The sequence below is a fragment of the uncultured Bradyrhizobium sp. genome (assembly GCF_936928535.1).
Classification (GTDB): Bacteria; Pseudomonadota; Alphaproteobacteria; order Rhizobiales; family Xanthobacteraceae; genus Bradyrhizobium.
This window is the reverse complement of record NZ_CAKZHY010000145.1, coordinates 37,269-46,613: the sequence shown is the minus strand read 5'-3', so window position 1 is coordinate 46,613 and position 9,345 is coordinate 37,269. Positions and strand designations below refer to the sequence as shown.

The window sequence follows — 9,345 nt, the reverse complement described above, 5'->3', positions numbered from 1 at the left end:
ACCCTCTCCCCGTAAGAACGGGGAGAGGGAGAGGAAACCGTCACAGCCGCGTCGCGCGCAGCCGCAGGGCGTTGCCGACCACGCTCACCGAGGACAGCGCCATCGCGGCGGCTGCGATGATCGGCGACAGCAGAACGCCGAAGGTCGGATAGAGGATGCCGGCCGCAATCGGGATACCTGCGGCATTGTAGATGAAGGCGAAGAACAGGTTCTGCCTGATATTGCTCATCGTCGCCTGCGACAGTTTTCGCGCCCGGACGATGCCTGTGAGGTCGCCTTTGAGCAGGGTGACGCCGGCACTTTCCATCGCCACATCTGTGCCGGTGCCCATGGCGATGCCAACCTCGGCTGCGGCAAGGGCCGGCGCGTCGTTGACGCCGTCGCCGGCCATCGCAACGCTGCGCCCGGCCTTTTGCAGCTTCGTCACCACTGCGCTCTTCTGGTCCGGCAGCACTTCGGCTTCGACGTCGGCGATGCCGAGCCGGCGCGCCACGGCTTCCGCCGTCGTGCGGTTGTCGCCGGTCAGCATGATGACCTTGATGCCTTCGGCCGCGAGTGCCTTCAGCGCTTCCGGCGTCGAGGCCTTGACCGGATCGGCGATCGCGAACAGGCCGGCGATCGCACCATCGACAGCCATGTTGATGACCGTGGCGCCGTCGCCGCGCAGGCGTTCGGCCTCGCCATCAAGCGATTTGGTGTCGATACCGATCGACGAGAGATATTTTGCATTGCCGAGCACGATGGTCTTGCCGTCGACCTCGCCGGTCGCGCCCTTGCCGGTCGGCGAGTCGAACGCTTCGACCGAACCGAGAGCGATCTGCTGCTCCTTTGCCGCACGTACGATCGCGTCAGCCAACGGATGCTCGCTGGCGCGCTCGACACTGGCCGCAAGCCGCAGGATGTCATCCTCGGCAAAGCCTGACGTCGGCACGATCGCAACCACCTTGGGCTTGCCCTCGGTCAGCGTTCCCGTTTTATCGACCACCAGCGTGTCGATTTTCTCCATCCGTTCCAGCGCCTCGGCGTTCTTGATCAGCACGCCTCCTTGCGCGCCGCGGCCGACGCCGACCATGATCGACATCGGGGTCGCCAGGCCCAGCGCACAGGGGCAGGCGATGATTAGCACGCTCACGGCAGCAACCAGGCCGAAGGCCAGCCGTGGCTCCGGCCCAAACCAGGCCCACGCGGCAAACGCAATGATGGCGACGAGAATCACCGTCGGCACGAACCAGCCCGCGACCTGATCGGCCAACCGCTGGATCGGCGCGCGCGAGCGCTGCGCGTCCGCGACCATCTGCACGATCTGCGACAGCAGCGTCTCGCGCCCGACCTTGTCGGCGCGCATGATGAAGCTGCCCGATTGATTGAGCGTGCCTGATATCACCTTGGCGCCAGCCTCCTTGGTCACAGGCATGGATTCGCCGGTGACGAGCGATTCATCGAGCGACGAGCGTCCTTCCAGGATGACGCCGTCGACCGGCACTTTCTCGCCGGGACGAACGCGCAGGCGGTCGCCCGCGTGGAGCGTATCAATCTCGACCTCGTGCTCGCTGCCGTCAGCATCGATGCGCCGCGCAGTCTTTGGCGCAAGCTGCAACAGCGCCTTGATCGCGCCTGAGGTCGCATCGCGGGCGCGCAGCTCCAGAACCTGGCCGAGCAGGACCAGGACGGTGATGACGGCAGCGGCTTCGAAATAGACGGCGACCGCGCCCCCATGGCCGCGGAAGGCTTCAGGGAAAACCTGCGGCGCAAGGGTGCCGATCAGGCTGTAGACATAGGCAACGCCGGTGCCCATCGCGATCAGCGTGAACATGTTCAGGTTGCGGGTCAGCAGCGACTGCCAGCCGCGCACCAGGAACGGCCAGCCGGCCCACAACACCACGGGCGTCGCGAAGACAAGCTGGATCCAGTTCGACAGCGTCGGATCGATCCAGTTGTGCGGCCCCGCGAGATGGCCGCCCATCTCCAGCACGACAGGCGGCAGTGCCAGCGCGCCGCCAATCCAGAACCGCCGCGTCATGTCGGCGAGCTCAGGATTGGGACCTGACTCCAGGCTCACCACATCAGGCTCCAGCGCCATGCCGCAGATCGGGCAGCTACCGGGTCCGATCTGGCGAATCTCCGGATGCATCGGACAGGTGTAGATGGTGCCTTCAGGCAGCTTCGGCTCGCCCGCCTTCTCATTCGCAAGATACTTGGCGGGATCGGCGACAAACTTGGTGCGGCAGCCGGCCGAGCAGAAATGGAAGGTCTCGCCGTGATGCTCGAAGCGATGTTTTGACGTCGCAGGATCGACGCTCATGCCGCAGACGGGATCGAGGACCTTTGCGACAGCGCCGTGGTCGTGCGCGTCGCCGGCATGATCGCCGTGCCCGCCGCAGCAGGACGAGGTGGCAGGTTTGGGCGCCGATGCCGCGGCTTTGGCGGAACAGCCGCAGCCGGACTGCGTGTCCTTGTGATGATGATGGCTGTGATCCGCGTCGCTCATTCCTGCACTCCGGCCTTGTAACCTATACCCGGTAGGGGTATATAGGCCGCATGCGCAAAGACATCAAGGCATCCGTCGGAAAACGTCTCGGCCGGATCGAGGGCCAGGTTCGCGGTCTCCAGAAAATGGTCGACGAGGACCGCTACTGCATCGACATCGTCACGCAGATCTCGGCGGTGCGCGCCGCGCTGCGCCGGGTCGAGGAAGAAGTGTTGAAGGACCACGTCGCGCACTGCGTCGAGCACGCAATCGCCACCGGCGACAAGGCGGACCAGCGGGAAAAGATCGCGGAGCTGATGGCAGTGATCGGGCGGGCGGAGCGGTAGGCCCGGCTCCCTCCTCAGCGTCGTTCCGGCGAAAGCCGGGAGCTATAACCACAGGGAGTGGTTTGGCGAAGACTCGTCGTTCGGTACTTTTACCGCCCGCGCTCGATAGGTCACGCGGTATGGGTTCCGGCTTTCGCCTGGACGACGGCTGCTATGCCGCCCGCTCTCTCGTCCGCCCCCGGCGCCGCGGGCGATACATCGCGAGCCTCTTCAGCAGCGGGACATGCTCGGAGTCGGTGGCGTGGTCGACTGTTGCCGCGTCTACTTGCTCAGCCTCAACCTGCGTTTCTTCGTCAATCGCTTCAGGAACGAGCGGCGGCGCACGGAGCGCTTCTGGAAACACACCGAATGAGCCCGCTACCTCCTCGAGCGGCTTTTGCTTGTCGGCCCAGTGCAAGGCTGTGTAGTCGAAGCCGTGCACGATGGTGGGTTTGACGACTTCGAAATAGGGCGAGATGTCGAAGTCGCGCGGCATATAGAGCGAGGAATCGCGGATGTGCAGGATCTCGCGGCGAGCGGCGCGGCTGCCGGCCTTGGTGATCTTCGGCAGGATCGGATAGCGCACGGCATCGAAGGCCTGCGCGATCAGCGCCGAGCAGATGATCTTGGTCGGATCGCCCGAACCCAGTGCGATCATGCGCCGCCGCCAGCGCTGCGGCACCGGCAGCGGGAACAGGAAGCGCATCAGGTCCAGGATGTTCTTGGTGTCGTAGCCGAAGCCGATGCGGTTGATCGCATAGCGGCAGACCGTGTTGCGATCCTCGTAGGACAGCCCGACCGGACGGCAGAGGCGGGTATGATAGGGGAAGTATTTCGACAGCGGCGCGGAGGTGACGCCCTCGCCGATATTGGCCTCGATCAGCACGTGCGGCTCGCCGTCGGGCTCGACCGCGCCCTCGACCGGGCCGACATAGAGCGCGGCGTGCGACCAGGTCGATTGCGTCAGATATTTGATGATGCCGGAGATGCGGTTGTTGCCCTCGACCAGCATGACGTCGCCGGGCTGGATCACGCCGCGCAGATGCTCGGGGTCGCTGGGTGTGAACGGTTCATAGCCCGGCACCTCTTTCGAGAGGTAGGCGGCTATCACCTTTCCGACTGAATCTAGGACCGTCCCCATGAACTCCCCCGGTGGCCTTTCTGGCCGTCTTTTTTTCCATCTGTATCATGGTCGAAACCTGTTGCAATTCGGTTCATGGCTCTGTGAGTTCAAGCACGATTGATTCACCATGATGGTTGCTGCGCAACATCAGATGCGGCAAGGTTCGCGGGCTGTTCCCGTTCGCCGCAAGTCTCCGGAAACCATGACATGACAATCACGCGCCGCAGCTTCCTATCGGCGTCGGCGGCCTTTATGTCCGCGCCGGTCCTGCGCGCTGCGGCCGCGCCCTTGCCGCGTGAGGCTGACATTGTCGTGATCGGCGCCGGCGCGGCCGGCATCGCTGCGGCGCGGCGCGTCATGGCGGCCAATCGCAAGGTCGTGGTGGTGGAGGCGGCCTCGCAGCTCGGTGGGCGGTGCATCACGGATGTCTCCACCTTCGACGTGCCGTTCGATCGCGGCGCACGCTGGATGCACAATCCGGACACCAACCCGATGATCCGGCTCGCGCGCAGCGCCGGGCTCGATGTCTCCCCGGCACCGTCGGGCCAGAAGATGCGCATCGGCCGCCGCAATGCGCGCGCGGGCGAGACCGAGGAGTTTCTGGCGGCGCTGGTGCGCGCCAACAGGGCCATCGACGAGGCCGCGCGCGGCAAGCTCGACACATCATGCGCATCGGTGCTGCCGAAGGATCTCGGCGACTGGGCGGGCGCGGCGGAGTTCCTGCTCGGCGCGAGCTTTGCCGGCAAGGATTTGAAGGAGCTGTCCGCGATCGACAAGGCACGCGCGCAGGACCGCAATGCCCCGATCGCCTGTCGCCAGGGTCTGGGCACTCTGATCGCCAAGCTCGGCGAGCAGGTGCCGACTGTGCTGTCGACGCCCGCCAGCCGGATCGTCTGGAGCAATCGCGATGTCAGCGTGGAGACGCAAGCCGGCAAGATCGCCGCGCGTGCCGCCATCATCACGGTGTCGACCAATGTGCTCATGTCAGGTGCGATCAAGTTCGCGCCTGATATTCCCAAGCGCACGCTGGATGCGGTGTCGAAGCTCACGCTCGGCAGCTACGATCACATCGTGGTGCAGTTACCGGGAAATCCGCTCGGGCTGTCGCGTGACGACATCCTGATCGAACAAAGCAACTCGACGCGGACCGCACTGATGTATGCCAACATCGGCGGATCCTCGCTGTGCTCGATCGATGTCGGCGGCTCGTTCGGCCGCGATCTCTCGGAGCAGGGCGAGGGCGCGATGACGGCCTTCGCGAAGGAGTGGGTCACAAAGCTGTTCGGCAGCGAGGCCGCTGCCGCCGTGAAGAAAACCGCGGTGACGCGCTGGAACGCTTCGCCCTATGTCATGGGCGCGATGTCGGCGTCGTCGCCTGGCGGCCAGCTCTCGCGAAAGGTCTTGACCGAGCCGATCGGCAATCTCTTCCTCGCCGGCGAAGCCACGCATGAGACACTGTGGGGTACCGTCGACGGCGCCTGGGACAGCGGCGAGCGCGCCGCAGACGCCGCCCTGCGCAAGATCGGCGCGATCAGGGACGAGCCGGCCGAGGTGCCGACGCAGTCGACGAAGCGGCGGCGCACTCCGCGGCCGCGCTAAATTTCCGCGTCGTCCTGGACAAGCGCAGCTCTCGGCAACGCGCAGCGTTGTCGAGAGCGGAGCGCAGATCCAGGACCCATTGCCCCGTAGGGTCGTTTGGCGAAGACCCGTGGTGACCTGTTCGCGATAGCGCTGAGCGGGGCAATGGGTCCTGGCTTTCGCCAGGACGACCTGCTGAAAGAATTATCGCCTCACGCCCGCAACGTGCCGCCGGTCTTCTTCGTGACCTCGGCCACGATCTTGGCGGCGACTGCCTCGATCTCCTGATCGGTCAGCGTCTTCTCGCGCGGCTGGATCGTCACGGCGATGCCGACCGACTTCTTGCCGTCGTCGATGCCCTTGCCCTCATAAACATCGAACACAATGAGGCCGGTAATCAGCTTCTTGTCGACACCTTGCGCCGCCCGGACGATCTCGCCGGCCTTCACGCTGCGGTCGACGATGAAGGCGAAGTCGCGCGACACAGGTTGGAAGGCCGAAAGCTCGATCAGCGGCTTGGCGCGGGTCGGCTTCTTCTTGGCTTCCGGAATACGGTCGAGGATCACCTCGAACACGATGACCGGACCGTCGGCGCCGAGGGTTTCAAGCGCACGCGGATGCATCTCGCCGAAATAGCCGAGCACGTTCTGCGGCCCGATCTGGATCGTGCCGGAGCGACCGGGATGCAGCCAGGCGGGACCACCGGCGACGATTTGAAGCGCCTGCATCGGCGCGCCGGCCGCAGCCAGCACGGCGAGCGCATCGGCCTTGGCGTCGAACACATCAGCCTGATCAGAGCCCGACCAGTGCCGGCCCAGTCCTTCCGACGAGGCAAGGCCACGGCGCACACCGCTCGCCACCATGAACTGATCCTGCGGGCGATCGCCCCTGAAGACCTGGCCGACCTCGAACAACGCGACGTCGCCATAGCCGCGATCGGTATTGGCCTGCGCGGCTGCGACCAGTCCCGGCAACAGGCTCGGCCGCATGTCGGAGAGGTCAGCGGCGATCGGGTTCGCCACTTCCAGCTCGCGCTGGCCGCCGCCGAATAGTTTCGCGGCCGTGTTGGTGATGAAGGACCACGTCACGGCCTCGGTCATGCCGCGGCTCGCCAGCGCGCGCCGGGCACGGCGGGTGCGAAGCTGAAGCGGCGTCAGCACCGGTTTGCGCGCGTCCTCGCCGCGCTCGAACGGTGTCATCGGCACCTTGTCGACGCCATAGATGCGAACGACTTCCTCGACGATGTCGGCCTTGCCGTGCACGTCGGTGCGCCACGACGGCACCGCAACTTTCACGACCGGGCCCGGCCCTGCCATCATGAAGCCGAGATGCGTGAGGATGCGCTTCATCTCCGGCATCGGCACCTCGATCCCGGAGAGCCGCTTCACCTCGGTGACGGGGAAATCGATGATGCGGTCATCGCCGAAGCTCTTGCCGACCACGACGTTTTCCGACGGCGTGCCGCCGCACAGTTCCATCACCAACCTGGTGGCGAGCTCGAGCCCCGGCACCATGAAGGCCGGATCGACGCCACGCTCGAAGCGATAGCGCGCGTCCGAGGTGATGCCGAGCTTGCGGCCGGTATGGGCGATGTTGATCTCGTTCCACAGCGCGGACTCGATCAGGACGTCAGTGGTGTTCTCATCGCAGCCCGAGGCTTCGCCGCCCATGATGCCGGCGAGCGATTCGACGCCGTGCTCATCCGCGATCACGCAGATCGAGGGATCGAGATTGTAGGTGCGGCCGTCGAGCGCGAGCAGCGTCTCGCCGTCGCGGGCGTGGCGCACGACGAGATTGCCCTTCACTTTCTTGGCGTCGAACACGTGCAGCGGGCGCGCGCGGTCGTAGGTCATGAAGTTGGTGATATCCACCAGCGCGTTGATCGGGCGCAGCCCGATCGCGGTCAGCCGTTTCTGCAGCCATTCCGGCGACGGACCGTTCTTGACGCCGCGCACGAGGCGGAGCGCAAAACCCGGGCACAGATTGGCGTCCTCGACCGTGACCTTCGCGGGACACGGGAATTCACCCTTGATCGGCTTGATGCCGGGATCCTTGAACTTGCCCATATCGGCGGCGGCGAGGTCGCGCGCGATGCCATGCACGCCGGTGCAGTCCTGCCGGTTCGGCGTCAGATTGATCTCGATCACGGGATCGCCGAGCGCGGCCCATTCGGCGTAACCGGCGCCGATCGGCGCATCCGCCGGCAATTCCATGATGCCGTCATGGTCGTTGGAGATCTGCAGCTCGGCCGCCGAGCACAGCATGCCGCGGCTCTCGACCCCGCGGATGGTGCCGACGCCGAGCGTGATGTCCTTGCCGGGAATGTAGGTGCCGGGCGGTGAGAACACGCTGACGAGCCCGGCGCGCGCATTCGGCGCGCCGCACACCACCTGCACGGGCGCACCACCGTCGCCGGTGTCGACCATGCAGACGCGCAGGCGATCGGCGTTGGGATGCTGCTCGGCCGAGATCACCTTCGCAATGGTGAAGGGCTTCAGCGCCTTCGCCTTGTCCTCGATGTTCTCGACCTCGAGCCCGATCATGGTGAGCTTGTCGGCGAGCTTTTCCAGCGGCTCGTCAGTATCTAGATGATCCTTCAGCCAGGAGAGGGTGAATTTCACGAGCTCAGCCCTCCGGCAAGTGTCGGCACTTCGAGTGGTTTGAAGCCGTAATGGCTTAGCCAGCGGACGTCGCTGTCGAACAGCTGGCGCAGGTCGGCGATGCCGTATTTGAGCATGGCGATGCGGTCGATGCCCATGCCCCAGGCGAAGCCCTGGTACTCGTCGGGATCGATGCCGCAGGCGCGCAGCACATTTGGATGCACCATGCCGCAGCCGAGAATCTCGAGCCAGTCGTCGCCCTCGCCGAAGCGGATCTCGCCCTTGTCGCGGCGGCACTGGATGTCGACTTCCAGCGACGGCTCCGTGAACGGGAAGAACGAGGGACGGAAACGCATGTTGATGTGGTCGACCTCGAAGAATGCCTTGCAGAACTCGTGCAGGATCCATTTGAGGTGGCCGAGATGCGAATGCTTGTCGATGACGAGGCCTTCGACCTGGTGGAATTGCGGCGTGTGGGTCGCGTCCGAGTCGATGCGGTAGGTGCGGCCCGGGCAGATCACGCGGATCGGCGGCTTCTGACTCAGCATGGTGCGCACCTGCACCGGCGAGGTGTGGGTGCGCAGCAGCATGCGCGAGCCGTCTTCCTTCGGATGGAAGAAGAACGTGTCGTGCATCTCGCGCGCCGGATGGCCTTCCGGGAAATTCAGCTTGGTGAAGTTGTAATCGTCGGTCTCGATGTCGGGGCCTTCGGCGACCGAGAAGCCCATGTCGGCGAAGATCGTGGTCAGCTCGTCCCAGACCTGGCTCAGAGGATGGATGCGGCCGGCCTCGGCTTGCGCATCGCGCAAGGGCAGCGTGACGTCGACCGTCTCGGATGCGAGCCGCGCATTGAGCGCTGCGGACTTCAACACGTCGCGCCGTGCGGCGAGCGCCTCGGTGACCTTGTCCTTGGCCTGGTTGATCGCGGCGCCCTGGGTCCTGCGCTCGTCGGGCGACATCTTGCCGAGCGTGGCCAGCAGCGCCGAGATCGAGCCCTTCTTGCCGAGGGCTGAGACGCGCACCGCTTCGAGCGCGGCTTCATCGCCGGCGGCGGCGATCTGATCGAGGATGGATGTTTCGAGCGTTGCGAGGTCGGACACGGTCAAATCCTTGGCTCTAAATTCGGCTGGGTTGTCGCCGCCCGAAGGGCGTAACGTCAAGCAAAAAGCCGGTCATTTTGGGCTCTGAGCGGCTGAGTTGAACCTCGCGCGGGGACCCGGCACCAAGACAGGATACGAGGAGACCTTCGCG

The 9,345-nt window shown here is 65.2% G+C and carries 6 protein-coding genes; 2 read left to right on the top strand and 4 right to left on the bottom strand.

Annotated elements, in window-relative coordinates; genetic code table 11:
• Nucleotides 1-40 precede the first annotated feature (40 nt).
• Entirely contained in the window at nucleotides 41-2,488 is a 2,448-nt protein-coding gene (locus Q0687_RS28660) for a heavy metal translocating P-type ATPase (protein ID WP_298884662.1), read from the bottom strand.
• A 50-nt stretch (nucleotides 2,489-2,538) separates the two neighbouring features.
• Here Q0687_RS28660 and Q0687_RS28655 point away from each other — a divergent pair, with 50 nt between their 5' ends.
• Nucleotides 2,539-2,814, top strand: a complete 276-nt coding sequence (locus tag Q0687_RS28655) for a metal-sensitive transcriptional regulator (protein ID WP_298884659.1) — start codon at nucleotides 2,539-2,541, stop codon at nucleotides 2,812-2,814.
• A 151-nt stretch (nucleotides 2,815-2,965) separates the two neighbouring features.
• On the opposite strand, the gene Q0687_RS28650 is transcribed toward Q0687_RS28655, so the two are convergent.
• The gene (locus tag Q0687_RS28650) at nucleotides 2,966-3,934 is read right to left on the bottom strand and encodes a YiiX/YebB-like N1pC/P60 family cysteine hydrolase (RefSeq protein WP_298884658.1); all 969 of its coding nucleotides are present in this window, start codon (nucleotides 3,932-3,934) and stop codon (nucleotides 2,966-2,968) included.
• A 189-nt stretch (nucleotides 3,935-4,123) separates the two neighbouring features.
• Between Q0687_RS28650 and Q0687_RS28645 the strand changes: the two genes are divergently transcribed.
• Nucleotides 4,124-5,515 carry an FAD-dependent oxidoreductase gene (locus tag Q0687_RS28645; protein WP_298884656.1) on the top strand — a complete coding sequence of 464 codons (1,392 nt, stop codon included), beginning with the start codon at nucleotides 4,124-4,126 and terminating at the stop codon, nucleotides 5,513-5,515.
• A 191-nt stretch (nucleotides 5,516-5,706) separates the two neighbouring features.
• Here the strand turns inward: Q0687_RS28645 and pheT are convergent, their stop codons facing one another.
• Both pheT and pheS read right to left on the bottom strand, forming a co-directional pair.
• Nucleotides 5,707-8,115, bottom strand: a complete 2,409-nt coding sequence (gene pheT / locus Q0687_RS28640) for a phenylalanine--tRNA ligase subunit beta (protein WP_298884654.1) — start codon at nucleotides 8,113-8,115, stop codon at nucleotides 5,707-5,709.
• Complete coding sequence (pheS, locus tag Q0687_RS28635; RefSeq protein ID WP_298884652.1) at nucleotides 8,112-9,194, bottom strand: phenylalanine--tRNA ligase subunit alpha; 1,083 nt, start codon at nucleotides 9,192-9,194, stop codon at nucleotides 8,112-8,114. Before pheS ends, pheT begins: the two co-directional genes overlap by 4 nt.
• Nucleotides 9,195-9,345: the final 151 nt, after the last annotated feature.